At 71.3% G+C, this 24,951-nt stretch carries 24 protein-coding genes; 17 read left to right on the top strand and 7 right to left on the bottom strand.

The window, feature by feature from the left end:
* The first annotated feature begins 203 nt into the window (after positions 1-203).
* Complete coding sequence (locus tag OG514_RS33860) at positions 204-830, top strand: hypothetical protein (RefSeq protein ID WP_266901288.1); 627 nt, start codon at positions 204-206, stop codon at positions 828-830.
* Positions 831-961: 131 nt separating this feature from the next.
* On the opposite strand, the gene OG514_RS33855 is transcribed toward OG514_RS33860, so the two are convergent.
* From OG514_RS33855 to OG514_RS33845, 3 genes are all read right to left on the bottom strand, one after another.
* A complete protein-coding gene (locus OG514_RS33855) occupies positions 962-1,654 on the bottom strand; it encodes a VOC family protein (RefSeq protein ID WP_266901287.1) in 693 nt (230 codons plus the stop codon).
* Positions 1,655-1,706: 52 nt separating this feature from the next.
* Positions 1,707-2,324 (bottom strand): RNA 2',3'-cyclic phosphodiesterase, encoded by a 618-nt coding sequence (gene thpR / locus OG514_RS33850; protein ID WP_266901286.1) that lies wholly within the window; start codon positions 2,322-2,324, stop codon positions 1,707-1,709.
* A 164-nt stretch (positions 2,325-2,488) separates the two neighbouring features.
* Positions 2,489-3,712 carry a serine hydrolase gene (locus tag OG514_RS33845; protein ID WP_266901285.1) on the bottom strand — a complete coding sequence of 408 codons (1,224 nt, stop codon included), beginning with the start codon at positions 3,710-3,712 and terminating at the stop codon, positions 2,489-2,491.
* 337 nt (positions 3,713-4,049) lie between these two features.
* Here OG514_RS33845 and OG514_RS33840 point away from each other — a divergent pair, with 337 nt between their 5' ends.
* Entirely contained in the window at positions 4,050-6,089 is a 2,040-nt protein-coding gene (locus OG514_RS33840) for a calcium-binding protein (RefSeq protein ID WP_266901284.1), read from the top strand.
* Between the two features lie 45 nt (positions 6,090-6,134).
* Here OG514_RS33840 and OG514_RS33835 read toward each other — a convergent pair whose 3' ends face one another.
* From OG514_RS33835 to OG514_RS33825, 3 genes are read right to left on the bottom strand one after another with little or no spacing between them, the layout of a single operon-like run.
* Positions 6,135-6,692, bottom strand: coding sequence for a hypothetical protein (locus OG514_RS33835; protein ID WP_266901283.1), 558 nt, complete (start codon positions 6,690-6,692; stop codon positions 6,135-6,137).
* A gap of 2 nt (positions 6,693-6,694) precedes the next feature.
* On the bottom strand, positions 6,695-7,333 hold the full coding sequence (locus tag OG514_RS33830; RefSeq protein WP_266901282.1) for an SGNH/GDSL hydrolase family protein: 639 nt from the start codon (positions 7,331-7,333) through the stop codon (positions 6,695-6,697).
* Between the two features lie 12 nt (positions 7,334-7,345).
* A complete protein-coding gene (locus tag OG514_RS33825) occupies positions 7,346-8,206 on the bottom strand; it encodes a fumarylacetoacetate hydrolase family protein (protein WP_266901281.1) in 861 nt (286 codons plus the stop codon).
* Positions 8,207-8,358: 152 nt separating this feature from the next.
* Between OG514_RS33825 and OG514_RS33820 the strand changes: the two genes are divergently transcribed.
* From OG514_RS33820 to OG514_RS33750, 15 genes are all read left to right on the top strand, one after another.
* Positions 8,359-9,369, top strand: a complete 1,011-nt coding sequence (locus tag OG514_RS33820) for a hydroxyacid dehydrogenase (protein ID WP_266901280.1) — start codon at positions 8,359-8,361, stop codon at positions 9,367-9,369.
* Positions 9,370-9,683: 314 nt separating this feature from the next.
* Positions 9,684-11,009 (top strand): sugar ABC transporter substrate-binding protein, encoded by a 1,326-nt coding sequence (locus OG514_RS33815; protein WP_266901279.1) that lies wholly within the window; start codon positions 9,684-9,686, stop codon positions 11,007-11,009.
* Entirely contained in the window at positions 11,006-12,034 is a 1,029-nt protein-coding gene (locus OG514_RS33810; protein WP_266901278.1) for a carbohydrate ABC transporter permease, read from the top strand. Before OG514_RS33815 ends, OG514_RS33810 begins: the two co-directional genes overlap by 4 nt.
* Positions 12,031-12,897 (top strand): carbohydrate ABC transporter permease, encoded by an 867-nt coding sequence (locus OG514_RS33805; RefSeq protein WP_266901277.1) that lies wholly within the window; start codon positions 12,031-12,033, stop codon positions 12,895-12,897. The genes OG514_RS33810 and OG514_RS33805 overlap by 4 nt, the downstream gene beginning before the upstream one ends.
* A gap of 27 nt (positions 12,898-12,924) precedes the next feature.
* Complete coding sequence (locus OG514_RS33800; RefSeq protein ID WP_266901276.1) at positions 12,925-13,881, top strand: 5-dehydro-4-deoxyglucarate dehydratase; 957 nt, start codon at positions 12,925-12,927, stop codon at positions 13,879-13,881.
* Complete coding sequence (locus OG514_RS33795) at positions 13,878-15,146, top strand: enolase C-terminal domain-like protein (protein ID WP_266901275.1); 1,269 nt, start codon at positions 13,878-13,880, stop codon at positions 15,144-15,146. Before OG514_RS33800 ends, OG514_RS33795 begins: the two co-directional genes overlap by 4 nt.
* A 50-nt stretch (positions 15,147-15,196) precedes the next feature.
* Positions 15,197-16,528, top strand: coding sequence for an alpha-L-fucosidase (locus OG514_RS33790; protein WP_266901274.1), 1,332 nt, complete (start codon positions 15,197-15,199; stop codon positions 16,526-16,528).
* Between the two features lie 44 nt (positions 16,529-16,572).
* Entirely contained in the window at positions 16,573-18,033 is a 1,461-nt protein-coding gene (locus tag OG514_RS33785; protein ID WP_266901273.1) for a polysaccharide lyase 6 family protein, read from the top strand.
* A 121-nt stretch (positions 18,034-18,154) separates the two neighbouring features.
* On the top strand, positions 18,155-18,826 hold the full coding sequence (locus OG514_RS33780) for a FadR/GntR family transcriptional regulator (RefSeq protein ID WP_266901272.1): 672 nt from the start codon (positions 18,155-18,157) through the stop codon (positions 18,824-18,826).
* Positions 18,827-19,153: 327 nt separating this feature from the next.
* The gene (locus OG514_RS33775; RefSeq protein ID WP_266902267.1) at positions 19,154-20,488 is read left to right on the top strand and encodes an enolase C-terminal domain-like protein; all 1,335 of its coding nucleotides are present in this window, start codon (positions 19,154-19,156) and stop codon (positions 20,486-20,488) included.
* Positions 20,485-21,249, top strand: coding sequence for an SDR family NAD(P)-dependent oxidoreductase (locus OG514_RS33770; RefSeq protein WP_266901271.1), 765 nt, complete (start codon positions 20,485-20,487; stop codon positions 21,247-21,249). The genes OG514_RS33775 and OG514_RS33770 overlap by 4 nt, the downstream gene beginning before the upstream one ends.
* Positions 21,246-22,256 carry an aldo/keto reductase gene (locus OG514_RS33765; RefSeq protein ID WP_266901270.1) on the top strand — a complete coding sequence of 337 codons (1,011 nt, stop codon included), beginning with the start codon at positions 21,246-21,248 and terminating at the stop codon, positions 22,254-22,256. Before OG514_RS33770 ends, OG514_RS33765 begins: the two co-directional genes overlap by 4 nt.
* A gap of 28 nt (positions 22,257-22,284) precedes the next feature.
* Positions 22,285-22,596, top strand: a complete 312-nt coding sequence (locus tag OG514_RS33760) for an L-rhamnose mutarotase (protein ID WP_266901269.1) — start codon at positions 22,285-22,287, stop codon at positions 22,594-22,596.
* 41 nt (positions 22,597-22,637) lie between these two features.
* A complete protein-coding gene (locus OG514_RS33755; RefSeq protein ID WP_266902265.1) occupies positions 22,638-23,555 on the top strand; it encodes an amidohydrolase in 918 nt (305 codons plus the stop codon).
* Entirely contained in the window at positions 23,552-24,013 is a 462-nt protein-coding gene (locus OG514_RS33750) for an SRPBCC family protein (protein ID WP_266901268.1), read from the top strand. The genes OG514_RS33755 and OG514_RS33750 overlap by 4 nt, the downstream gene beginning before the upstream one ends.
* Before the next feature lie 14 nt (positions 24,014-24,027).
* Here OG514_RS33750 and OG514_RS33745 read toward each other — a convergent pair whose 3' ends face one another.
* Positions 24,028-24,822, bottom strand: a complete 795-nt coding sequence (locus OG514_RS33745) for a YqjF family protein (RefSeq protein WP_266901267.1) — start codon at positions 24,820-24,822, stop codon at positions 24,028-24,030.
* Positions 24,823-24,951: the final 129 nt, after the last annotated feature.

Below are 24,951 nucleotides of genomic sequence, written 5' to 3'. Positions count from 1 at the left end.
GGCGTCGCCGACCGGTTTCGACGCCGGCACCGGAGTTTCGTGAATCCCCAGGTCAGCCGATGCGTTCAGGAACGTTCGTGCTCTCCTCGTACGAACGCGGCTTGGCCGAGCGACCATTGACGGGAACGAACTTGCAGGTCGAGCAGGTCGAGCAGGTCACCCCGGTCCTCACCGGGTGTCGATGTCGAACTAGTCTTCGCGCCATGGCTTTGCGACCCGAAGAGTTCTACGACCACGCTCTTGCCGCTGCCGATGGTGAGCGTCGGCTCCCGCTCGCGCGCATGACGGGGTGGACCATCAGCCCGTTCGAAGCGGACGGATTGCGCGTCTCGCCCCTGCGCCCTCCCGTGCTGCCCGAGCCTCCACGACACGGGGAGGACCCGTCGGACTGCGAGTCGTGCCGTGACCGAGGCGACGGGATCTGGTTCAACGAACGTTGGCGGCTCACCCGGATCACGGGAGTCGGTGTGCCGCTGGTGCTCATGCTGCATCCGATCGAGCACTACGACATGGCGGACCTGCCCGACGAGCTGGCAGCCGAGCTGGGTGTCCTGTCCACCCACATCGTCCGCCACGTGCAGGCCCTGCCGCACATCTCGCGAGCCCACGTCTACCGCATCGGGGACGGAGGCGCGCATCTGCACATCTGGTTCTTCGCCCGTCCCGAGGGTCAGAGCCAGCTGTTCGGATCATGGTTGCCCGTCTGGGACGATCTGCTGCCGGAATACCCGGCGGATGTCGCGGAGGCGGACGCGGCGATCGTGGCAGACGCCTTGATCGCCTCAGTCGGAGGGCGTCGGTCGGCTGCCGGCGAATCGCCGCACGACTGATCTGCCGGTGAGCGCCAAGGCTCAACCTCGGCGCTCACCGTGGCTCGTCGTTCGAGTCGCTGGTGGACACGGCTTCGAGAGGCGGGCGGCCCCGAGCGGCGGGGGCGCCGCCGCCGACGGCCCCGCCGACGTCAGTCGTCGCGCCCCTGCCAGGTCGTGATGCAGGCTTCGTTGCCCTCGCCGTCCGCCAGGACCCAGAAGGCCGGGGCCCGGTTCTCGGACACAAGGCGGCCGCCCGCCGCCAGCGCGGCGTCAATCCTCCGCTGCGCCTCGTCGTGCGGAACACAGACGTCGAAGTGGATGCGATTGCGCTGCGGGCGCGTGCCGTCCATCTGCTGGAACCAGATCGCGGGGCCCTGCCCGAGGGGATCGACGAGCGGATCGCGGGGTCCTTCGGCGCCCGGCTCGTCCGCGTACCCCAGCACCGCCTTCCAGAACGGCCTGATCGAGGCGATGTCGAGCGCGTCGATCGCCAGCTCCATGAGCTGGACCGACCGCGGCGCGCCCGTCGCGACCTCGGGCTCGGTGCGCAGCCCGAGCCGGCCGACAGCGGTGGAGACCCGATGCGCGAGGTCGACGTCCCGGGTGGTGACGGCCGCGTGCTCCGAGGACTGCAGGGTGAGCAGGACCCGCCCGCGCCGGACGTCGAGGACGAGGTGCCGGTCGGCGTCGTCACCGCAGGCCGCGACGGCGAGCGTCGCCACCTCGGCCGCCCGCATCAGCGACTCGACGGGGACCGCCGTTCGTAGGCTGCCCAGCAGATAGCGCCATCCCAGATCACCGACCGCGGCCGAGGCACGCGACCCCGTCAGTCTCGTCTCCATGGCGGGCATTCTCCCCGCCACGGACACCGGGTGATGCGGCATCGGAGAAATGTCAGTGCCCGCCGAACGCCCATGCCTCGATGTCGCGGTACCGGATCGGCCCCGGGCCGCGGCCGAAGTTGCTGCCGACCAGGTGGAGCCGCTCGGCCCGCCAGGGGCGACCCGTGAAGCCGGCCAGTCCGGCGGCCACGTCCACGACGCTCGACTGATCGTCGCGGCGGGCGCGGGCCAGCGTCAGATGGGGGCGCAGCGGCCGGTCCTCGAAGGGGACACCGCATTCCTTGACCACGGTGCGGACGTCGGTGGCGAGCCGGTGCAGTCCGTCGAGGTCCCCGTCGATGCCGCTCCACAGCACCCGCTCGTCGAAATGCCCGCCACCCCGCAACGCCAGTTCCACCGGCCCCCGGGACGCCGCGAGATCGGCGAGCGGCGACCGAAGCAGGGGCACCGTCGTGACCGGCAGTTCCCCGAGGAAGGCCAGGGTGATGTGCCAGTCCTCGATACGGTTCCACCGCATCCGCGGATACGCGTCGTAAGCGGGGCTCAGTACCCGCTCCAGCTCGGCCTTCGCCTCGTCGGGCGGAGCGAGGGCGATGAAGACGCGCACCGTCGCCGCCCGGTCCTGCTCGTCCCCACCGGGCTCCGCCCCCTGTCCCCGCGCCTGAGTCATGTTCCGTTCCCTGCTCGCCCTACTCGCCTTGCTGGCCCTGCACCCGGCGAGGCCGGTGGCCGTTTCCGATGCGAGGGTACGCGGTGTCCGAGCCGCCCCCGCTGCCGGGGACGACGGCTCGTACCCCCTCGCACGGGGGGGACCCTCCCCCTCGGACCGGACCTTCAGCGCGCGAACAGGGCGCCGACGAGACGCTGGGCGACGGCCGGGCCGCCGTTCCCGGACGGGAGCGAGGTGCCCGTCGCGTAGACCGCGCGCAGGTTCAGGTCGCGGGTGGCGAAGACACCGCTCCGGTACCCCATGTCCGAGCCCGTCTTGCCCCACAGGACCGAGCCGTCCGGCAGCGGCGTGTACATCAGTCCGACGCTGAAGCAGGCCGTGCCCTTGGCGGGCCCGATGGTGCAGTTGGAGGTGCCGGCGTAGGGCAGGGGCTTGCCGTCGGGGCCCTTCGGTATCGCGAACAGCTCCGCGGCCTGGGCCGGCCGCAGCAGTCGGCCGTCGAACAGGCCTCTGATGAAGCGGTCCAGATCGCCCGTGGTGGAGGTCATGCTCGCGGGCAGCCCGCCCTGCACATTGACGTCCACCAGCTCGCCGTCGCTCCCCGGCTGGTAGCCGGGCAGGTAGGGGCGGGGCACGGGCGTGCTGCGGCCGGGCACGGTGGCCCGTGTCTCGCGCATCTTCAGCGGTTCGAGGATGCGGGCCGTCACCTCCTGCTGGAACGAGTGCCCGGTGATCTCCTCGATGAGCTTTCCGGCGACGCGGTAGCCGAAGGAGTTGTACTCCTGCCGGGTGCCGGGGCTGAAGCGCGGGCCGGGAGCCTGCCTGCCCTCGGGGCGGAGCGTCTGCCTGATCACCTCGTCGAAGGTGACGTAGTCGAGTCGGCGCTCGATGTCCTCGTCCGGGGACGAGGAGGCCGGGGCACCCTCGAACTCCTGGGGCAGGCCGCTGGTGTGGTCGAGGAGCTGTCGTACGCCGACCGGCTCCTTGAACAGGTCCTCCGGCAGTAGCCCGGGCAGATAGTCCTGAACACTCCGGTCCAGGTCCACCCGGCCCTCGGCGGAGAGCTGGAGCAGGATCACGGCCTCCATGGGCTTGCTGATGCTGCCGATCCGGAAATGGGCGTCACGACTGAGCCGCTTCCCGGTCACCACGTCCCCCGACGTCCCCCGCCAGGCCTCTCCATCTCTGTGCACCTCCGCCAGGACACCCGCGGTCCCGTCCTCCGGGCGCACGGTGATCGCCTCGCGCAGGGCAGCACGGTCCAGGCCGGGGGCGGCAGGGCCCGGACCGCCCCCGGTGGCGGCGAGCACGGGAGCGGCGACAGCGAACGTCATCGCGGAGGCCAGGGCCAGCGACAGACAGAGCGGCAGGGACGAGGAACGACGCATAGGGACTCCACAGGGCAAGCGGTGATCAACTTCTTCGATTCTGCCCTCCCGGCCGGCCCGCTTCGCCAGGGACCACCCCCGGCTTCACCCTGAACCATCCCTGACACCACATCAGGGGATTGGTTCGCGCCACCACATGGCCGATTCAGAAGCAACCACCGCCCCACCGTCCCCGCGACGCCCCGACACAGGGATCACTCCCCGTGCGCTCCCTCGCGGGAGTGGTTCAGGAGGGCCGGTGAGCGTAGTTCGGCACGGCCCGCCGGAGCGGGGCGCACTCCGGCACGAAGCTGTGCGCTGCTCCCCGTACACCACGAAGACGGAGGTTCGTACGCAGATGACCCACGTACAGCTGAGACCGGCGGAACGGCGTCGCAGGCCCGGCGGCAGAGCCGGGGTGCCGGCCGTGCTCGGCATGGCGCTCGTCCTCGCGCTGCCCGGCACCGCGCTCGCGGCCCCGGGCGACCTGGATCCGACGTTCGGTCCCGACGGCCGCGTGACGACCCCGATCACCGGGTACGCCGAAGGCCACGACATCGCACGGCAGGCCGACGGCAGGCTCGTCGTCGTCGGTGTGAGCGAGGCGGGCTTCGCGCTCGCCCGCTACAACACCGACGGTGCCCTCGACACCACCTTCAGCGGTGACGGCACGGTGACCAGTGACTTCGGCGGCGGCGGTCACACCGCCAACGCCGTCGCGATCCAGCCGTCCGACGGAAAGATCGTCGTGGCGGGCACCACCGAGGTGATCGCGGAGGAGGGCGGCGGCTGTTGCTTCTTCTCCGTGGCCCGTTACAACACCGACGGCAGCCTCGACACGGGCTTCGGCGACGGCGGCCTGGTGCGCGTCGAGGAGTTCGGCGGATCCGCGGACGGCGCGGACGTGGCCGTCCAGCCGGACGGCAGGATCGTCGCCGCGGGCAAGGGCGGCGGCGGAGGCTTCGCGCTCGTCCGCCTCGGCACCGACGGCAGTCTCGACCCCACCCTCGGCGGCGACGGAGCGGTCGTCGCGGGCTTCACCCCCACCTCGCCCCAGGACGGCGGTGGCATCGCCCGCGGGATGGCCCTCCAGCCGGACGGGAAGATCGTCTCGGTCGGCTACGTGGGCAACACCGCCTTCGACATCGGCGTGGCCCGCTACAACGCCGACGGCACCCTTGACACCTCCTTCAGCGGTGACGGCATGGTGACCGCGGACTTCGGCGGTACCGAGTTCGGCAACGCCGTGGCCGTCCAGCCCGACGGAAAGATCGTCGCCGCCGGTTCCGGCGGACTCGGCTTCGCGGCCCTCCGCTACAACGCCAACGGCACCCCCGACGCAGGCTTCGCCACGGGCGGCCGTACGTCGGTCAACGCCCCCGGTGACGGCGGCATCGCGTACGGTCTGGCGCTCCAGCAGAACGGCAAGATCGTGCTCGCCGGGCGCGCTGACGACCCGAACAGTTCCGAGGCCAACGACTTCGGCCTGGCCCGCCTCAACCCCAACGGCACGGTGGACACCGGCTTCGGCGGCGACGGCTTCGTGGTGACCGGTTTCAACGACTTCGACGAGGCCCGGGGCGTGCTCGTCCAGCCCGACGGAAAGATCGTCGCGGCCGGGTACGGAGCGGGCTTCTCCTTCGCCCTCGCCCGCTACGAGGGCGGTGACGGTACGCCTCCGCCCCAGCCGAGGGCGGACCTGTCGGTGACGAAGGCCGGGACGACCACGGTGAGCATCGGAGACCGGGCCACGTACACGGTGACGGTCTCCAACTCCGCGGCGTCCACGGCCACCGCGACCGGCGTCTCGCTCTCGGACACGCTCTCCGGAGCAGGCGCGACCCTGATCTCGGCCGTTCCCTCGCAAGGCACCTGTACGACGACCACGACGGGTGCCACCTGCGCCCTCGGCTCCTTGGCCCCGGGTTCGAGCGCGATCGTCACGGTGACGGCCGAACCCCGGGCCGTCGGCACACTCACCAACTCGGTCGGTGTCAGCGGCTCGCCCCTGGACCCGATGCCCTCCAACAACACTGCCTCCGCGACCACTTCGGTGAACAACGCGCGCGCGTGCACGATCATCGGCACCAGCGGCGCCGACACTCTCAACGGTGGCTTCGGCAACGACGTGATCTGCGGCCTCGGCGGCAACGACACCATCCGCGCGAGCTACGGCAACGACACCGCCCACGGCGGCTTCGGCAACGACAACATCGACGGCGGTTTCGGCGACGACACCCTGAACGGCGGCGCGGGCAACGACACCCTGACCGGCTACTACGGCAATGACCGCCTCACCACCACCGACGGGGTCCTGGGCAACGACACCGCCAACGGCGGTGCCGGTACGGACACCTGCACCACCGACCCGGGCGACGCCCGCATCAGCTGCCCCTGACGCGCGTCCCCGGTCGGCCCCCGTTCCGGCCCTGCTCGCAGCCGATCAGCTCAGGTCGGTGAGCAGGTCGGAGACGGCGCCGGGGCGTCCGGGCCTCAGCAGTTTCTCGAAGACGGTGAGGACCAGTTCGTCGGTCTCGTCCAGAGGAAGGTGATCGTCGCGGCTGACGTGCCCGTCCCGCGGGCGGAAGCCGTGCTTGACGAACGACGCGATGCGGACGCCGTCCCGCATCGCGTCCGCTCTCTGCCCGTCCGTGTGCTGGAAGGCGTAGTCCCGGCCGTGGAGAGCGGCCCGCCCGGTCTTCTCCCGGCGACGCCCGTCGTCGGCACCGTCGCTGACGAACGCCTCCGGGTCGTGCGGACGCAGCGAGATCGCGGTCGGCTCACGGGCCGGCAGTGACGGCCCGTCGGCCTCGAACGCACGGTTCACGACCGCGTTCTGGCGCTTGGCGAACCAGCCCGTGAAGTGCTGGACCGGCTCGATGGGGACGGACGCCCGGACGCTGCCGGCCGCGTCGATCACGTCGGCGCGGGTGCGGGCTTCGTCGACGTCGATGCGCCAGCCGCTACGGGTGGGCCGACGCCAGAGGGGCATGTCAGTCATGCTCACAGCCTCTCAGACGAGGCGGGCCCCCTTCCCGCCCCGGCCGCCGCCAGCCACGCGTCCGCGAGGACTCGGTGGCCGAGCGGGCTCGGATGGACACCGTCCGGTGCGAGGGCCGCCGCGCCGTGCACCTCGGCGGCGCCGAGCAGCGCCAGGTCCGTGCGGACGACCGTCGCACCGTGAGCGGCGGCCGTCCGCAGCACGGCTTCCGTGCGGGGCGCGAGGTCCTCGTGCCACCTCTCCTGCTCCGGGGAGGCCGGGAGGAGGAACGGTGTCATGACGAAGAGGCGCGCGGCACACGTCTTCGCGGTGAGGGTGAGCAGGCGGTCGAGGGAGGCCTCGAACTCCGGTACCGGGCTGATCAGGCCGCGGTCGTAGCGGCGCCATGTGTCGTTGATGCCGATCAGCACGGTGACCACCGAGGGGGCGAGCCCGAGGACATCGGTGTCCCAGCGCGCCTCCAGGTCGTAGACCCGATTTCCGTTGAGTCCCTTGTTGACGACCGTCGCGGGGAAGGGCAGCGCCTCGGCGATCATCCGTACGTATCCCTCGCCGAGGGAGGTGGGATCCGCGCGGTCGCGGCCGGTGTCCGTGACGGAGTCGCCGACGAAGAGCAGCCGGTCGTCCCGGGTGAACCGCATGGACGTCTCCCCTCAGGCCTGTCGGAACGTCTGGCGCATGGTCCCGAGCCCGTCGATCCCGCACTCCACCACATCGCCGTGCCGCAGGTACGGCCGGGGTTCGGGACGGCCGAGGGCCACGCCGGCCGGGGTGCCGGTGTTGATGACGTCCCCGGGGTGCAGCACCATGAACCGGCTCAGGTAGCGGATGATCTCGGCGACGGGGAACACCATGTCCGCGGTCGAGCCGTGCTGGCGCTCGACTCCGTTCACCGTCAGCCGGAGCGCGAGCTTCTGCGGGTCGGGGACCTCGTCCGGCGTGACGAGCCACGGGCCGAGCGGATTGAACGTCTCGCAGCTCTTCCCCTTGTCCCACTGACCGCCACGCTCCAGCTGGAACGCGCGCTCGGAGACATCGTGCGAGACCGCGTACCCGGCCACGCACGCGAGTGCGTCCTCGTCGCTGTCCAGGTACCGCGCGGTCCTGCCGATCACCACCGCCAACTCGACCTCGTAGTCGGTCTTGACGCTGTCCCGGGGAATCAGCACCGTGTCGTGCGGCCCCGTGACCGTCCACGGGTCCTTCATGAACACGACCGGCTCGGCCGGGATCTCCGCTCCGGTCTCCTCCGCGTGGTCCCGGTAGTTGAGGCCGATGCACACCACCTTCCCCGGCCGGGCGACCGGCGCGCCGATGCGTACGCGGTCACCCGGGGCGTCCAGGGCCGGCAGGGATCCCGCGGCCACGGCCCCGGCGAGCCGGTCGAGCACACCGTCGGAGAGTGAGCGGTGGTCGATGTCGTCGGCGATGCCGGACGCGTCCAGGAGCCCACCGGCCCCGTCCAGGACCGCGAGGCGTTCCGCCCCCGCTTCCCCCACCCTCAGTACGCGCATGCCAGTCATCCTTCACGATAGACATCGGATGTATCGACTCGCGAATGCAAGCAATGCGGCGAACTTTTGTCCAGTCCTTCGACACGATCAGGTTTGTCCTCCGATGTATCGTGTGGCCCGCCGAAACCGCCACGCCCCAGGAGGCCGAGCCGATGGCAGCTGCGACGACGATGCCCAACGCCCTACTGGTCATGGAGGAGGAGCGCAGAGCCGATGTCTATCCGGCGCACGTCCTGGAGGACATCGGACGCCTGACACGTCGGCACGCTCCGCCGCTCACCCGGGAGGCTCTTCTCCGGGACCCCGGTGTACTGGAAGGGGTCGACGTGCTGCTCACCGGCTGGGGAGCGCCTGTGCTCGACGCGAAGCTGCTCGCCCACGCCCCGAGGCTGAGGGCGGTGATGGTGGCGGCCGGTTCGGTACGGCATCTGACGCCGCCGGAGTTCTGGGCCCGGGGCATCCCGATCGTCTCCGCGGCCAGGGCCAACGCCGTCCCGGTCGCCGAGTTCAGCCTGGCCCAGATCCTGCTCGGCCTGAAGCAGGTCCATCGCCTCGGCCGCGAGGTGGCGATCAGCCGCCGTTTCCCGCACAACCCCGTGGTGCCCGGGGGCTACGGCTCCCGCGTGGGCCTGCTCGGCCTGGGCGAGATCGGCCGGCTCGTCGCGGAGCACCTCCGGCACTTCGACGTCGAGGTCCTCGCCTGCGACCCCGTGATCGACCCGGCAGCCGCTCAGGAGCTGGGCGTCCGACTGACCGGCATCGAGGACCTGTTCGCGGCGTGCGACGTCGTGAGCGTCCACGCCCCGCTGCTGCCCGAGACCGAAGGCCTCGTGGGTGAGCGGCTGATGTCGCTGCTCCCCGAGGGCGCCACCCTGATCAACACGGCCCGTGGTGCGGTTCTGAACGAGCCCGAGGTGATCGGTGTGCTCCGCGACAGGCCCGACGTCACCGCCGTACTCGATGTGACCTGGCCCGAACCGCCCGACCCCGGTTCGCCGCTGTTCGCGTTGCCGAACGTCCTGTTGACTCCGCACCTCGCCGGCGCCATGGGCAGGGAACGCGCCCGCCTCGGCGAACTCGTACGCGACGAACTGCGGCGACTGGTACGAGGTGAGCCCCTGCGGCACGCCGTCGAACCGGCCGGCGCCGCGACCCGCGCGTAGCGGCGACACCCGGCGTGGCCTGATTCCAACGCCCCGACCTTCCATGTGCCCTCAGACATCGGATCTTTGATCGATGTCTGAGTCGCGCCCCGACGGGAGCGCTCCCGCCACCGAGGCGAAGCGCTTCACCTCCGACACCGCTCCCTGACTGCTCAAGCGGGCAATGAGCAAGTCGGCGCGGATGCGCCGCCGTACACCCTCCTCCGCCTCAACTCTTTTCAGTCATCGGACTATTGACCCTCGTTCGGCCGAGCGTTAGCGTCCCCGGCAAGCGCTTACAGGCCAGCTGCCGAGGGCGGCGAACAGGAGTTGTCATGCAGAGAACGCGATGGATCGGTGCGGGTTTTCTCGCCTCGGCGTTGGCCCTGACGAGCTGTACGTCCGGTCCTGCGGGGGTGGACGCCAAGCAGGACTCCAAGGCGGAGCTGGAGCTGTGGACCAGGACGACGCCCGGCGGACCCGGTGAGAAGGCGACGCTGAGGCTGGTCGCCGGCTTCGAGAAGGCCACCGGCCACAAGGTGAAGGTCACGGCGATCTTCGACGACTTCGAGACGAAGCTCCAGCAGCGCGCCGCCCAGCGGAAGCTGCCCGACATCGTCATGAACGACGTCACCCAGCTCGGCGCGATGCACAGCCAGGGCCTCCTCCGGGAGATCGACCTGAGCAAGATCAAGAGCAGCGGGGACCTCGTCGAGCAGGGGCTGAACTCCGGCAAGAGCGTAGACGGCAAGCAGTACGGCATCCCGTACTCCGCCCAGGCCGGCGCTCTCCTCATCCGCAAGGACTGGCGCGAGAAGCTGAAACTGCGGGCCCCGCAGAGCTGGGACGACCTCGCCGCGATGGCGGCCGCCTTCACCACCCGCGACCCCGACGGCAACGGCAAGCAGGACACCTACGGCCTCGCCGCCCCGCTGTCGACCAAACGCGGCTACGCCTCCTGGTACTTCTCCAACTTCCTCTGGGCCGCCGGGGGAGACTTCATCACCCCGTCGGGCCAGGGGAAGTACAAGCCGTCGATGAGCGGCAAGGAGTCGACGCAGGCCATGCGGTGGTTCCGCGCCCTCGGCTGCGACACGAAGGTCGTCCAACCCGGGGCCGTCACCATGGACACCCCGCCGACGAACGAGACGTTCGAGGCGGGCAAGGCCGGCATGTTCGTCGTCGGCCCCTACCTCATGCCCCGCTTCGACAAGTCCCTCGGCAAGGACAAGTACGAGGTCGTCCCCATGCCCAAGGGGCCGAAGGACGCCACCGTGCTCGCCGAGGGTGGCTCCGTCTACCTGATGGCCGGTTCGGAGAACATGGCCGGCCAGGACGCCTTCGCCGGGTACGCCATCTCCGCCGAGGGCCAGAAGCTCGGCATGGAGGGCGAGGACGGCTCCACCGTCCAGCTTCCCGTGAACAAGACGGTGGACGTCACCGAGGTCCGCCCCGACCCGCGCTGGAAGACGTACGCCGACGTCTACCGCTCCTCCGGGCGCTACGCCCCCTCCATCCCCAACTGGACCCCGGTACGCCAGACCACCGCCGAGACCGTCAACGCACTGATGGCCGACTGCTCCCTCGACCTGGGCGAGAAGCTGCGTGAGCTCGACACCAAGCTCGCCGCGATCCTCCAGGAGCAGGGAATCGCCGGATGACGAGCGTCGACCAGGTGAAGTCGGCCGCCGGCACGGCGACCGGCTCCACCCCGCGGGCACCGGGCGGGCGGGGGTCGTCGTCCGCGACAGGAGGAAGCGGGCCGCCCGCCTCCCGCCGCCCGAGGAACGGCCACGTGACGAGCCGTCGCATCAGGAACCGCCGCGCGGGCAAGTGGTGGACGCCGTGGCTCTTCCTCGCCCCCGCCCTGATCCTCTTCCTCTACTTCAAGTTCATCCCCATGGCCAGCGCGCTGACCATGTCCTTCCAGGACGTCCAGCCCTACCTCGGCAACCGCTGGGTCGGCGGCGAGAACTACGCCACCGTGCTCTCCTCCGACGGCTTCCGCGAGGCCGCCTGGCACACCGTCGTCCTCGCCGTCGGCCAGACCCTCGGGTCGATGCTGCTCGGCCTGACGCTCGCCCTCCTCATGGAGGGACAGGGCCGCAAGCTCGGCTTCGTCCGCTCGGCGGCCTTCCTCCCCGTGGTCGTGCCGATCGCGGTCGTGGCCGAACTCTGGCGGATCATGTACCACCCCACCGAGGACGGCATGCTGAACTCCCTCCTCGGCCTGGTGGGGTTCGGCCCGTCGGGATTCATCAACGACCCCGACACCTCGATGGTCTCCATCATGCTCACCGGCATCTGGCGGGGCGCTCCCTACGACATGATGATCTTCCTCGCCGGTCTCGCCGGAGTGGACCGCGGCCTGTACGAGGCCGCCAAGGTCGACGGCGCGTCCCGGTTCCAGCGCATTCGCCATGTGACCGTCCCCGGCCTGCGCGCCGTCCTCACCATCCTCTTCATCCTCGCCGCCATCCGGGGCCTGCGCGTCTTCACCGAGGTCTTCCTGCTCACCAACGGCGGCCCCGACGGCTCGACCGAGGTCGTCATGACCGTCATCTACAAGCTGGGCCTCGAACAGAACCGGCTCGGTGTCGGCGCCGCCGGAGCGGTCCTCCTTTTCCTGGCGACGCTGCTCCTGACGGTCGGCGTCCACCTGTTCCGACGGAGGGGTAACGAATGAGCGCGCCGACCGAGACCGCGCTGGGCCTCACCGAGAGCCGGAGCGCCGGCGGCCGCGTCCTGAAGGTCGTCACGTACGTCCTGGTCCTGATCGTGTTCGCGGGACCGCTGCTCGCCCTGCTCGTCAGCGCGTTCAACCACGTCAAGGACCCCACCCAGCTCAGCGTCGTCCCGTCCGACCCCACCGTCGACAACTTCACCGTCGCCTTCGACCAGGGCGTCCTGAAGTACCTCCTCAACTCGTTCTTCGTCGTCGGCTTCGGACTGCTGCTCCAGGTCGCCGTCTCCGTCCTCGCGGGGTACGCCCTGGCCAGGAAGCGGTTCCGGGGGATGACGCTGGCGTTCGTCGCGATCCTGGCGACGCTGATGCTGCCCGAGGAGATCCTGGCGATCCCGCTCTCCGTGATCCTCGCCGACCTGCCGGTCGTCCACATCAATCTGATCGGCTCCCTCGCCGGCATGATCGTCCCCGTCGGCGCCTGGGCGTTCTCCATCCTCGTCATGACCGAGTTCATGAAGGAGGTCCCCAAGGAGCTGGAGGAGGCCGCACGCATCGACGGCGCCGGAGACCTGCGGATCTTCGCCCAGATCATCCTCCCCATGTGCAAGCCCGCACTCGGCGTCATCGGCGTCTTCGGCTTCACGATGATCTGGGACCAGTACCTGCTGCCCCTGCTCGTGGCCACCGACTCCTCCTCGTACACCCTGCCGCTGGCCCTGCGCACGCTGCGGGTCGACCCCCTCGTCACCCCCGGCGTGGTGATGGCCGCGTCGCTGCTCGCCCTGCTGCCGTCCGTGATCGTCTTCCTCTTCTTCCAGCGCTCCTTCGTCCACGGTCTGTCCAGCGGCGCCCTCAAGGGGTGACCCGACCTTTCGAAAGGACCACCTCCCGTGATCCCGTCCGGCCTGATGTCCTTCCCGCTCACGCCGTTCACCCCCGACGACGAGGTGAACACCGGCGTGTTCGCCGACCACATCGAGGACCAGCTCGCCCACGGCCCGGCCGCGCTCTTCGTCGCCTGCGGCACGGGGGAGTACTCCTCGCTCAGCGCCCCCGAGTACGCCGAGATCGTCCGGCACGCCGTACGCGTCGTCGCCGGCCGCGTGCCCGTCTTCGCCGGCGCCGGGGGAGGCCTCGGCAACGCCAAGGCCGCCGTCGCCGCCGCGTCGGACGCGGGCGCCGACGGGATCCTGCTGCTGCCCCCGTACCTCGTCGGCGGCACCGAGGACGGCTACCTCGCGTACGTGGAGTCCGCCGCCCGCGCCGGCCGCCTCCCCGTCCTCGTCTACCGGCGCGGCCTGGCCAGAATCGCCGTGTCCACCGCACTGCGCCTGCTCTCCGTGCCCCAGGTCGCCGGGATCAAGGAAGGCAACGGCGACCTGGACCTGATGGCACGCATGGTCACCGCCGTACGCACCAGCGGCCACCCCCGAGCCGAGACCTTCGCCTTCCTCAACGGCCTGCCCACCGCCGAGGTCAGCGCGGGCGCCTGTCGGGCCATCGGCATCCGCGACTACTCCTCCGCCGTCCTCTGCTTCGCCCCCGACATCGCCCGCGCCTTCCACACGGCCCTCACGACCGGCGACACCGCCACCACCGGCCGCCTCCTCGCCGAGTTCTACCTGCCGCTGACCGAGCTCCGCGACCAGGTCCCCGGCTATGCCGTCTCCCTGGTGAAGGCCGGAGCCCGTCTGCGCGCGCTCGACGTCGGCCACGTCAGAGCGCCCCTCGTGGACGCCTCCCCGGACCACGTCGACCAACTGCGGGACCTGCTCGACCGGGGACGGAGCGCCCTCGCGAACATCCCCGGCGCCGGGGCCAGGAGCACCGTGGCGGTGGGATCGTGAAGGTCACCTCCGTCGTCGTCACCCCCGTCGCCTTTGCGGACCCGCCGCTGCTCAACGCCGTCGGCGTCCACGAGCCGTACGCCCTGCGCGCGGTGGTGGAGGTCAGGACCGACACCGGCGCGTACGGCCTGGGCGAGAGCTACGGCGACTCCGCCCACCTCGAACTGCTGTACGGCGTCGCCGACGAACTGCCCGGCCTCGACCCCTTCGACCTCAACGAACTGTCCCGGAGGGTGGTCGACGCCGTCGGCGGAAGGGTCGCCCGCGACGCCCACGGCCTCATCGGAGACGGCGGGGCGGCCAAGACGCTCGCGAGCGTCACCTCCCCGTTCGAGGTCGCCTGCCACGACCTCCAGGGCAAACACCTCGGCAGGCCCGTGTCCGACCTCCTCGGCGGCGCCACCCGCGACCGGATCGACTTCTGCGGCTATCTGTTCGCCAAGTGGGCCGCGCACCCCGGCCACGAGCCGGACGAGTGGGGGCCGGCCCTCGACCCCGCCGGACTGGTGGCGCAGGCCCGGCTCCTGGCGGACCGCTTCGGCTTCCGCTCGTTCAAGCTCAAGGGCGGCGTACTCCCTCCGGACGAGGAGGTCGCCGCGATCCGGGCCCTGCGCGAGGCGTTCCCGGACCATCCGCTCCGCCTCGACCCCAACGCGAGCTGGGACCCGGCGACCGCCGCCCGGGTGGCCGACGAGCTGGCAGGCGTACTGGAGTACCTGGAGGACCCCGTCGCCGGCATCCCCGCGATGGCGGACCTCGCCCGCGTCGCCCCGATGCCGCTGGCCACCAACATGTGCGTGGTCACCTGGGAGCACCTCACCGAGGCCGTCCCCGCACGGGCCGTCGGCGTCCTCCTCGGCGACCACCACTTCTGGGGCGGCCTCACGGCCACCCAGCACCTCGCGACCTGCTGCCACCACTTCGGCATCGGGATGTCCATGCACTCCAACTCCCACCTCGGCATCAGCCTCGCCGCGATGGTCCACCTCGCCGCGGCCACCCCCGCCCTCACCCACGACCTGGACACCCACTGGCCCTGGAAACGGCCGGAGGACGACGTCGTCACCACGCCCTGGAGCTTCGTCGACGGCGCGATCACCGTCCCGCGCACACCCGGTCTCGGCGTCGAGCTGGACCGCGACGCGCTGGCCCGACTGCACGAGCAGTACCTGGCGTGCGGTCTGACCCGCCGCGACGACAGCGGCTACCTGGCTCGCGTCGCCCCTGGCGTACGCCTCCGCGAAGACGTCCACGAGCCGGCCTGACGGCGCCGTCGGCCGGCCCTCCCCTCCCGACGCACAGGAACGATGTCCCCATGACCACCACCAGCACCGACGCCGCCATCGCGTCGACCCCTTCGCCCGACACGACGTGGTTCACCCACGACCGCTTCGGCATGTTCGTCCACTGGGGCCTCTACTCCCTCGCCGCACGCCACGAGTGGGTGAAGACCCGGGAGAAGATGACCGACGAGCAGTACCAGGTGTACTTCGACCACTTCGAACCCGACCGCTACGACCCGGTCCGGTGGGCGAGGACGGCCAAGGCCGCCGGCATGCGGTACGTCGTCCTGACCACCAAACACCACGACGGTTTCTGCCTCTGGGACAGCCGGCTCACCGACTACCAGGTGACGAAGACGCCTCACGGCCGCGACCTGGTCGGACCGTTCGTCGAGGCGTGTCGCGCCGAAGGCCTCAAGGTCGGCTTCTACCACTCCCTCATCGACTGGCACCACCCGTCGTTCCCCGTCGACGGTACGCACCCACAGCGCGACGACGAGGAGTTCAAGGCAGCGGCGGCGGACCGTGACATCCGCGCGTACCAGGACTATCTGCACGGACAGGTCCGCGAACTCCTCACGGACTACGGACGGATCGACTATCTCTTCTTCGACTTCTCCTACGCGGGCCGCGAATGGTGGGGCGGCAAGGGTCCCGACGACTGGGACTCCGTGCGCCTCATGGCGATGGTCCGCGACCTCCAGCCGCACATCCTGGTCAACGACAGGGCCGGCCTCCCCGGAGACTTCGTCACGCCCGAGCAGTACCAGCCCTCCGCGCCGATGACCGTCGACGGCCGCGCCGTGCTCTGGGAGGCGTGCCAGACGCTCAACGGAAGCTGGGGCTACGACCGCGACAACCTCGACCACAAGAGCCCCGACCTCCTCATCAGGATGCTCGTCGACGGCGTCTCCAAGGGCGGCAACCTCCTGCTGAACGTCGGCCCCACCGGGCGCGGCGACCTCGACCCGCGCGACACCGCAGCCCTCGCCGAGATCGGCCGCTGGACCGACCTGCACGAACGGTCCGTCCGCGGCTGCGGCCCCTCCCCGTACACCCCGCCCACCGACTGCCGGTACACCCAGCGCGGCGACCGCCTCTACGTCCACCTCTTCGCCTGGCCGCTGCGCCATCTGCACCTGCCCGGCCTCGCGGGCCGGGTGCGGTACGCCCAGCTCCTGAACGACGCCTCGGAGATCGTCCAGGAACCGCCGGCCCCCGACCGCCCGGCGATGAACACCCAGATGGGCGGCCAGCCGGCGGGCACCCTCACGCTCCGGCTCCCGGTGCAGCGGCCCGACACACCCGTGCCCGTCATCGAGCTCCACCTGTCGGACCCGTCCGGGCCCGGCGCCTCGATGTGACGCGCCGTACGCGTATCACCCATCCGACCGATCACGGAGGCACCATGCAACGACGCACGTTCCTCACCGGCACCGCGATAGGGGCGGCCGCCACCGTCCTGCCCCTCTCCGCCCCGGCGTACGCGAGTGCCGCCCGGCGCAAGCCCGCGCGACCCCTCGGTCCCACCGTCGACGTCGGCTCGCTGGACGACCTCCAGGACGCGATCGACGCGGCGGGGCCGGGCACCCGCATCGTCGTCGCGAACGGCACCTACACCGTCCCCGCCGCCAAGCCCCTCACCGTCACGGGCAAGAACGGCACACGCACCGCGCCGATCACCATCGTCGCCGCGTCACGAGGCGGCGCCGTGCTGCGCGGCGAGCGGAGCTTCGTCTTCGACGCGTCCAGCAACGTGACCGTGAGCGGCTTCTCCTTCCGCCAGAGCACCACCCTGGACATCCCGCCGACGTGCACGTACATCCGGCTCACCCGCAACGACTTCCAGCTCGCCGACATCGAGGGCCTGCACTGGGTCATGGTGCGCGGCGACGAGGCCGTCATCGACCGCAACCACTTCCACGGCAAGACCACCCTCGGCATCTTCCTCGGCATCGAGGGCGCCGACACCGAGGCCATGGCCCAGGGCGTGCACGTCCACCGCAACCACTTCTCCGACCACACGTTCGCGGGCGCCAACGGCGGCGAACCGATCCGCCTCGGCGTCAGCCCCCGTGCCCTGTCCAGCGCGCACGCGCTCGTCGAGTACAACCTGTTCGAGCGGGCCAACGGCGACCCCGAGGCCATCTCCGTGAAGAGCTCCGACAACACCATCCGCTACAACACCATCCGCGACAGCCTCGGCGGCATCGTCCTGCGCCACGGCAACCGCACCCTCGTCGACAGCAACTACCTCATCGGCGGCGAGGAGGGCGTCCGGATCTACGGCAACGACCACGTCATCGTCAACAACTACCTCGCCGGCCTCTCCGGGCGCCCGATGGTGATCGGCAGCGGTACGGAACGCGACCATCTCCCCGGCGAATCGGCCGAGGCACGCCGGGGCAACGACGCACCCGACCGCGTCCTCATCGCCCACAACACCTTCCTCGACAACGCGGGCGGCGCACTCTCGGGCGAGAGCCACCGCCCGCACGAACCCCGCGACGTCACCGTCGCCGACAACCTGCTGGTCGGCCAGACCGGCAGCCTGGTCGAGATGGCGACCACGGTCCGCTTCACCTGGCAGGGCAACATCCTCTTCGGGGCGGCGGCAGACGGGAACATCCCCACCGGCGGGTTCGTACGGGCCGATCCCCGACTGGTACGAGGCTCCGACGGGGTGTACCGGCTGTCGAGCACCAGCCGGGCGATCGGCGCGGCCACCCTGGCCCAGCCGCCGGTCACCCATGACATCGACGGCGACCCGCGCGGCAGTCTGCGGGACGTCGGCGCGGACGAGTACGCGACCGCCACACCGGTCCGTCGCCCTCTGACACCGGCGGACGTGGGCCCGAACGCCCGCTGACGACGGTACGCGGCCAGGGGAGCCGGCCGGACGACGAGCCGGTCGGCCCCGTGGCACCCCTGCAGTAGGCTGACGACCAGCAGACACATCCGATGTATTGGGCCGCGCACAGGAGGACGCCTTGGCAGTTACGGACGAGGCGATCGGGAAGATCAAGGAGATGATCGTCTCCGGTGCGCTGCGCCCCGGTGACCGGCTGCCCAAGGAAGCCGACCTCGCCGCCGAACTGGGCCTGTCGCGCAACTCCCTGCGCGAGGCGGTGAAGGCGCTGTCCCTGCTGAACATCCTCGACGTACGGCAGGGCGACGGGACGTACGTCTCCAGCCTCGAACCGCCCCTGCTCCTCGAAGCGGTGTCGTTCGTCCTGGACTTCCACCAGGACGACCAGGCGCTCCAGGCCCTGAAGGTACGGGGCATCCTGGAGCCCGCGGCGACCGCCCTCGCGGCGGAGCGCATCCCCGAGGGCGAGATCAGGGAACTCGGCGAGCTCCTCGACCGGCTCGGTGAGGCGCCGAGCCTGGACGAACTCGTCGCCAGTGACCTGGAGTTCCACCGGCGCATCGCGGCGGCCTCGGGAATCCCGCTGCTGTGCTCGCTGCTCGACAGCATCTCCGGGGCCACCGTGCGGGCGCGCCTGTGGCGCGGCATCACCGAGGAGACGGCCGTGGCCCGGACCCTTTCCGAGCACCGGGCGATCCTGGACGCCCTCGCCGCGCGCGACGCGCGCACGGCCGAGGCCTGGGCGACGATCCACATCTCCAACGTGGTCCGCTGGCTCGACAGCGTGCTGTGACCTGCTGCCCGGACTCCTCCCTCCACTTGCACCGCCAGTGATGTACGCCGAGGGCGGGCACCCCCAGGGGAGTGCCCGCCCGTTGGCATGCCCTTCGTGCTGCCGTTCTCAAGGGCCGTTCTCAGGGTCCGAGAAACATCCGATGTCTACTTGCCCCGCCTCTCGCGAGCGCCGTATCGTTCTCGCTCAACAGGCCAATCACCCGATCTGTGCTGATGGTTGGGGCTGCTCCGTGTCGGTCGGGCAGATGAAGCCGCCGAACACCGAGCAAGCAGCCCAGGTGTGAAAGGAACCCCGTTGTCCACTGACATCACGCGGGTCATCGCGATGGACACCTACGACATCCGTTTCCCGACCTCCCGCCAACTCGACGGGTCCGACGCGATGAACCCGGACCCCGACTACTCCGCGGCCTATCTCGTTCTGCGCACGGACGAGCCCGACGGCCCCACGGGACACGGCTTCACCTTCACCATCGGGCGTGGCAACGATGTCCAGGTCGCGGCGATCGAAGCACTCCGCCCGCACGTCATCGGCCGGTCCGTGGAAGACCTCTGCGCCGATCCCGGCCTCGTCAGCCGCGCACTGATCGGCGACAGCCAGCTCCGCTGGCTCGGGCCAGAGAAGGGCGTCATGCACATGGCCGTCGGAGCCGTGGTCAACGCCGTCTGGGACCTCGCCGCCAAGCGGCGGAACAAGCCGCTGTGGAAGCTGCTCGCCGACGCCGACCCCGAGTGGCTCGTCTCGCAGGTGGACTTCCGCTACATCACCGACGCGATCACCCCCGAGGAGGCGCTGGACCTCCTGCGACGCGGCAAGGAGGGACGGGCCGAGCGCGAGAACGTCCTGCGGACCCGGGGATACCCCGCCTACACGACCTCGCCCGGCTGGCTCGGCTACTCCGACGAGAAGCTCACCCGACTGGCCAAGGAGGCCGTGGCCGCCGGCTTCACCCAGATCAAGCTGAAGGTCGGCGCCGACCTCGAGGACGACGTACGCCGCTGCCGCGCCGCCCGCGCGGCCGTCGGCGCGGACGTCCGCCTGGCCGTCGACGCCAACCAGCGGTGGAACGTCACCGAGGCGATCGAATGGACACGTGCGCTCGCCGAGTTCGACCCGTACTGGATCGAGGAGCCGACCAGCCCGGACGACATCCTGGGCCACGCGCGCGTACGTGCCGCCGTCGCGCCGGTCAAGGTGGCGACCGGCGAGCACGCGCAGAACCGCATCGTGTTCAAACAGCTCCTCCAGGCGAACGCCGTCGACATCGTCCAACTGGACGCGGCCCGGGTCGGCGGGGTGAACGAGAACCTCGCGATACTGCTCCTCGCCGCGAAGTTCGGCGTTCCCGTCTGCCCGCACGCCGGCGGTGTCGGCCTGTGCGAACTGGTCCAGCACCTCGCGATGTTCGACTACGTGGCGCTCAGCGGAACCACCGAGGACCGCGTCATCGAGTTCGTCGACCACCTCCACGAGCACTTCGCCCACCCGGCCGTCATACGCGACGGCGCCTACACGGCGCCCCTGGCGCCCGGTTTCTCGGCGGACATGCACGAGGCCTCACGGGCCACGTTCGTCTATCCCGACGGCACGTTCTGGGCGGCCGACCTGGCAGAACCGAGGGAACCGGCCGCCGAACCCGCCCTGGAGGTGACGGCATGACGAACGAATCCCCGCTCGCCGGCCTGCGGGCCGTCGTCACCGGCGGCGCCTCCGGCATCGGACTCGCCGCCGCACGGATGCTGTACGCCCAGGGCGCCGCCGTCGCCGTCCTCGACCTCGACCCGGACGCCGTACCCGACACGCTCATCGCCCTCCGCGCGGACGTAGCCGACGACACCTTGGTACGCGAAGCCGTCGAGGCGGCCGCCGCCTCGCTCGGCGGCATCGACATCCTGGTCAACAACGCGGGCATCGGCGCGGCCGGCACGGTCGAGGACAACCCCGACGACCAGTGGCACGGGGTCCTCGACGTCAACCTCCTCGGCGTCGTCCGTACGACCCGGGCCGCACTGCCCCACCTGCGCCGCTCGGAGCGGGCCGCCGTCGTCAACATCTGCTCCATCGCCGCCACCGCGGGCCTGCCGCAGCGGGCGCTGTACTCGGCGAGCAAGGGCGCGGTCCTCTCCCTGACCCTCGCGATGGCCGCCGACCACGTACGGGAGGGCATCCGCGTCAACTGCGTCAACCCCGGGACCGTGGACACCCCCTGGGTCGCCCGACTGCTCGACGCGGCCGAGGACCCGGACGCCGAACGCGCGGCGCTCAGCGCCCGCCAGCCCACCGGGCGGCTGGTGAGCGCCGACGAAGTCGCGGCGGCCGTCGTCTACCTCGCCTCCCCGGCCGCCGCCTCGGTGACCGGCACCGCCCTCGCCGTCGACGGCGGCATGGCGGGCCTCCGACTCCGGCCGGCGGGCACATGAGCGCGGACTCCCCGACCCCCACCCGCGTCCCCCTCGGCAGGACCACCGCCTGGACCACCCGTCTCGCGTTCGGCGCGGCCGGAATCGGCAACCTCTACCGGGCCGTCACCGACGACGAAGCCGCCCGGACCCTCGCGACCGCGTGGGACCGCGGCATCCGGTCCTTCGACACCGCACCCCACTACGGGCTCGGCCTGTCCGAACGACGGCTCGGCGCGTTCCTGCGGGACCGGCCCCGCGACACGTACACCGTCTCGACGAAGGTCGGCCGCCTCCTCGTCCCCGCCCCCGGCGCTCCCGGGGACGACCTCGCGCACGGCTTCGCGGTACCCGCCGCGTACCGCAGGGTGTGGGACTTCAGCGCGGACGGCGTCCGGCGCGGGCTCGAAGCGAGCCTGGAGCGGCTCGGGCTCGACCGCGTCGACATCGTGTACCTCCACGACCCCGACGACCACGCGGACCAGGCCCTGCGCCAGGCGTACCCCGCCCTCGAACGCCTGCGGGCCGAGGGCGTCGTCCGTGCCATCGGCATCGGCATGAACCAGACCGCGATACCCACCCGCTTCGTCGCCGAGACCGACGTCGACGTCGTCCTGCTCGCCGGCCGTTACACCCTGCTCGACCAGAGCGGCCTGACCGAGCTGCTGCCGGCCGCGCACCGCCGCGGCGTGTCGATCGTCGCCGGCGGGGTGTTCAACTCGGGCCTCCTCGCGGATCCGCGTCCGGGTGCCACGTACGACTACGCGGCGGCGCCACCGGAGGTCCTCGCCAGGGCCCTCCGGCTGCGGGAGATCTGCGAGCGCCACGGTGTGCCCCTGAGAGCCGTCGCGGCCCGCTTCCCGCTGGGCCACCCCGCCGTGGCCGGTGTCCTCCTGGGTCTGCGCAGCGCGGCGGAGGTCACGGACGCCGCCGACATGCTGGCCGGCGAGATCCCCGCATCCCTCTGGGACGAGCTCCGACGCGAGCGCCACCTCCCCGGGACCGCTCCCGTCCCGAACCACCGATGAAACACGATGAGGCACGGATGAGGAACCGATGAGAGTCGCCCTGCACACCCGCGTCCGCGCGGACCGCGTCGCCGCCTACGAGCAGGCGCACCGCGAAGTCCCCGAGGAGCTGACCCGCGCGATCCGTGCCGCCGGCTGCACGTCCTGGACGATCTGGCGCAGCGGCACCGACCTCTTCCACCTGCTCGACTGCGAGGACTACACCCGCCTCCTGGCCGAACTGGAGAAGCTGCCGGTCAACGTGGAATGGCAGGCCCGGATGGCCGAGCTCCTCGACGTCGTGCACGACTACTCCGGCGACGGCGCGGACGCCGGACTTCCCGTGGTGTGGCAGCTGTGAACGGACCGCGCGGCAGGCCGGCAGCGAGCGCCCCAGGGGGTCTGGCACCCGGGAGCGTCCCTCGTGGGTCCCTCGTCGTCGACGCCCACCACCACCTCTGGGACCTCTCCGTACGCGACCAGGACTGGATCACCGGACCCGCGCTCGCCCCCCTGCGGCGCAGCTTCACGGAGCGCGACCTGCGGGAGGAGACCGCCGCCTCGGGAGTGACGGCGACCGTGCTGGTCCAGACGGTGACCGTGGCCGACGAGACACCCGAGATGCTGGCCACGGCCCGCGCCGGCGACCTCATCGCCGGCGTCGTGGGCTGGACGGATCTTACGGCGCCCGACGTCGCCGACACCCTGGCGGCGCTCCTCGCCCTGCCGGGCGGCGAGCACCTGGTGGGCATCCGCCACCAGGTCCAGTCGGAACCCGACCCGGCCTGGCTGCTCCGCCCCGACGTCCACCGCGGCCTCAAGGCGGTGGCTGCCGCCGGGCTCGCCTACGACCTGGTGATCCTCCCGCACCAGCTGTCCGCCGCGACCACGGCGGCCGGGGAGCTGCCCGAGCTGACCTTCGTACTCGACCACGCCGCCAAGCCGCCGATCGCGAGCGGCGACCTCGAACCCTGGGCGACCCGCCTGCGCGCCCTCGCGGGCCTGCCGAACACCGTGGCCAAGCTCTCGGGCCTGCACACCGAGGCCGACTGGCACACGTGGACCGTGCGGGACCTGCGCCCGTACGCCGACACCCTGCTCGACGCGTTCGGTCCGGACCGCGTGATGTTCGGTTCCGACTGGCCGGTGTGCACCCTCGCGGCGTCGTACGGCCGGACGCTCGCGACGGCCGGGGACCTCACGGACGCGCTGAGCCCGGCCGAGCGGGCGGCGGTGTTCGGCGGCACGGCGGTCGAGACGTATCGACTGGGGGAACACCGCTCGCCGGGCGGGGCGACCGGTGGTCACATGGGGTCGTGACGAGTGGACAGTTCGAAGCGACGTTCGAGGTCGATCGGCCGGTCGGGGAGGTCTTCGCCTTCCTTGCCGACGGGCGCAACGATCCGGAGTTCAGCCCCCGCGTCCTGAGGATCGAGCGGATTCCGGACAGCCCGACCGCCGTGGGCACCGTCTTCCGGAGCACGGTCAAGGACGCCGGGATGAAGACCGGCCGGGAGTTCCGCATCACCGCCCTCGAAGCCCCCGTGAAGATCCGGTGGGCCGAGGTGTCCAAGAACCTCGTGACGGCGAGCGAGGGCGGCTACGACCTGGAGCCGCTCGCCGACGGCCGGACCCAGGTCCGGATCTACAACGTGCTCGAAGGCCATGGCCTCGGCAAACTCTTCGCCGGCCTGGCGCTCTCGGCGGCCCGCAAGGACGCCGTCGGCTTCGGCGCCCGGATCAAGGCGGCGGCGGAGGCGGCGATCGCCCCGGGCTGAGGCGGGACCGTGGGTCATCCGCCGCCGGCCCGTGGGCGGGGGATCGCCAGGGCCCGAGGTTCGCCCGGCGGCGGACCGAAGCGCACCGGGACGCCCGGCGAGTAGAGCACGCTCGCGGGCGCGCCGAGCGGCCGCTCCAGACCGGCGGCGGCGAGCAGCGTCTCGTCGCAGTCGAGGAGCCGGGCGCGGTGCAGCGGCCAGCGCGGGTGGGTGTTCGGGAGATAGAGCGGCCGCCCGAGGAACGAGCTGTGCATGCCCCAGCGGGCGGTCAGGAAGTGTTCGAGCGCCGTGGGCTCCTCCACCGGCTCGCCGACCTCCACGCTGATCGCGCTGCGCGCCCCGCGCGGGCCGGGCCAGCGCCGGCTGCTGGTGTACGTCACGGTGGAGCCGTCGCTGCGGACGCTCATCCTCGACCAGACGTACGGGATCCGGAACGCCCACCGCCCGACGGTCACGGGGATCAGGCGCGACGCGTCGAGGGAGCGGAAGACCACGCCACGGCGCCCGTGGCCGTCCACGGAGTAGAGCCGGACGTTGGTCTCGGGGAAGGTGCCGAGGTACGGGATCCCGGGGAGCCTGAACCAGCCCACCCGGTGCATCCGGAAGGCGACCAGGCCCACGTAGGTGACGCCGTCGAGGGTGTCGGGCACGGTGCCGGCGGGCAGCAGCGGGGCGACGTCGGCGGGGTCCACGGCCCAGTGCAGGAACGCGAGGTCGAGCCAGGACTGGGTGAGCAGGGTGCGGTCCGTGCGGTGCGGCGGGTCGGCCGATATCGGTTCGGGTTGCACGGCGGGCGACATCTGCGGCATCCCAGCAGTATCCGGCACCGACCAACAGGAGGTGGCCCTCCACGGATGTGTGGAGGGCCACCTTTTCCCTGCTCGCCGGGAGGGGAAGGACCCCGACGAGTCGTGCCGTACGGTCGTGGCGCCGCTGTC

This window comes from Streptomyces sp. NBC_00572 (assembly GCF_026341815.1).
GTDB lineage: Bacteria > Actinomycetota > Actinomycetes > Streptomycetales > Streptomycetaceae > Streptomyces.
The sequence above is the reverse complement of the archived record's forward strand: the minus strand, read 5'-3'. Positions and strand labels throughout refer to the sequence as shown.

Bases quoted from the DNA above. Each gene is read 5' to 3' on its own strand.
- OG514_RS33790 (WP_266901274.1), top strand. From the start codon at position 15,197: ATGACCACCACCAGCACCGACGCCGCCATCGCGTCGACCCCTTCGCCC.
- OG514_RS33770 (WP_266901271.1), top strand. From the start codon at position 20,485: ATGACGAACGAATCCCCGCTCGCCGGCCTGCGGGCCGTCGTCACCGGC.
- OG514_RS33760 (WP_266901269.1), top strand. From the start codon at position 22,285: ATGAGAGTCGCCCTGCACACCCGCGTCCGCGCGGACCGCGTCGCCGCC.
- OG514_RS33765 (WP_266901270.1), top strand. From the start codon at position 21,246: ATGAGCGCGGACTCCCCGACCCCCACCCGCGTCCCCCTCGGCAGGACC.
- OG514_RS33775 (WP_266902267.1), top strand. From the start codon at position 19,154: ATGGACACCTACGACATCCGTTTCCCGACCTCCCGCCAACTCGACGGG.
- OG514_RS33845 (WP_266901285.1), bottom strand. From the start codon at position 3,712: ATGCGTCGTTCCTCGTCCCTGCCGCTCTGTCTGTCGCTGGCCCTGGCC.
- OG514_RS33855 (WP_266901287.1), bottom strand. From the start codon at position 1,654: ATGGAGACGAGACTGACGGGGTCGCGTGCCTCGGCCGCGGTCGGTGAT.
- OG514_RS33860 (WP_266901288.1), top strand. From the start codon at position 204: ATGGCTTTGCGACCCGAAGAGTTCTACGACCACGCTCTTGCCGCTGCC.
- OG514_RS33825 (WP_266901281.1), bottom strand. From the start codon at position 8,206: ATGCGCGTACTGAGGGTGGGGGAAGCGGGGGCGGAACGCCTCGCGGTC.
- OG514_RS33810 (WP_266901278.1), top strand. From the start codon at position 11,006: ATGACGAGCGTCGACCAGGTGAAGTCGGCCGCCGGCACGGCGACCGGC.
- thpR (WP_266901286.1), bottom strand. From the start codon at position 2,324: ATGACTCAGGCGCGGGGACAGGGGGCGGAGCCCGGTGGGGACGAGCAG.
- OG514_RS33785 (WP_266901273.1), top strand. From the start codon at position 16,573: ATGCAACGACGCACGTTCCTCACCGGCACCGCGATAGGGGCGGCCGCC.
- OG514_RS33830 (WP_266901282.1), bottom strand. From the start codon at position 7,333: ATGCGGTTCACCCGGGACGACCGGCTGCTCTTCGTCGGCGACTCCGTC.
- OG514_RS33835 (WP_266901283.1), bottom strand. From the start codon at position 6,692: ATGACTGACATGCCCCTCTGGCGTCGGCCCACCCGTAGCGGCTGGCGC.
- OG514_RS33820 (WP_266901280.1), top strand. From the start codon at position 8,359: ATGGCAGCTGCGACGACGATGCCCAACGCCCTACTGGTCATGGAGGAG.
- OG514_RS33805 (WP_266901277.1), top strand. From the start codon at position 12,031: ATGAGCGCGCCGACCGAGACCGCGCTGGGCCTCACCGAGAGCCGGAGC.
- OG514_RS33745 (WP_266901267.1), bottom strand. From the start codon at position 24,822: ATGCCGCAGATGTCGCCCGCCGTGCAACCCGAACCGATATCGGCCGAC.
- OG514_RS33840 (WP_266901284.1), top strand. From the start codon at position 4,050: ATGACCCACGTACAGCTGAGACCGGCGGAACGGCGTCGCAGGCCCGGC.
- OG514_RS33815 (WP_266901279.1), top strand. From the start codon at position 9,684: ATGCAGAGAACGCGATGGATCGGTGCGGGTTTTCTCGCCTCGGCGTTG.